This is a genomic window from Neisseria sp. HMSC061H08 (genome assembly GCF_001836795.1).
Lineage (GTDB): Bacteria > Pseudomonadota > Gammaproteobacteria > Burkholderiales > Neisseriaceae > Neisseria > Neisseria subflava_A.
In genome coordinates, this window is the sequence record NZ_KV830554.1 from 1 (window position 1) to 541 (window position 541).

Consider the following 541-nt stretch of genomic DNA (forward strand, 5'->3'; position numbering starts at 1 on the left):
TGGAGCCGAGTTTTTCGATATTGGTGCTGCCGCTGTCGCCGTTGAAGGTCAGGCCTTTGGTGTCAACGGCGGTTTTGGCATCCACACCTTTTTGGATTTCGGCTTTGGTGCCGTCAGCCAAGTCGATGCTGTAGTCGGTCACGTTGTCGGCCTTTTCAGCGGCGGTAACGGTCAATTTGCTCGAACCGGCGCTCGCAGTCGTGCCTTTGGCGTTGACGGTGTAAACGTCTTGGCCGTTCTTGTCGACGGTTTTAACCACGTCTTTAATGTTGGTACCGGCACGTACTTCGGTACGGGCGGCGGCGCTTTGCTGTTTCAGCTGGCTGTAGTTGACGGCGTCGTTGTCATCGGTACCGGCGGCAACGTTGGTGATCTTGTTGCCGGCGGCATTGATGCCTGCCTTGGTCACACTCGGGCCACCGGTAATGGTGAGGCCGTCTGTATTCAGTTTGCTGTTGCCTGCGGTGACGCTGTCAACGGTGATGTCTTTGGCCAGTTTCAGCTGTGCGCCACCGGCTACGGTTTCGCTGATGATGTTGCT

General features: G+C 56.7%; 1 pseudogene. It reads right to left on the reverse strand.

Going from position 1 to position 541, the window contains the following annotated elements:
* Nucleotides 1-541 (reverse strand): annotated as a pseudogene (locus HMPREF2675_RS00850) (hypothetical protein); the annotation flags it as partial.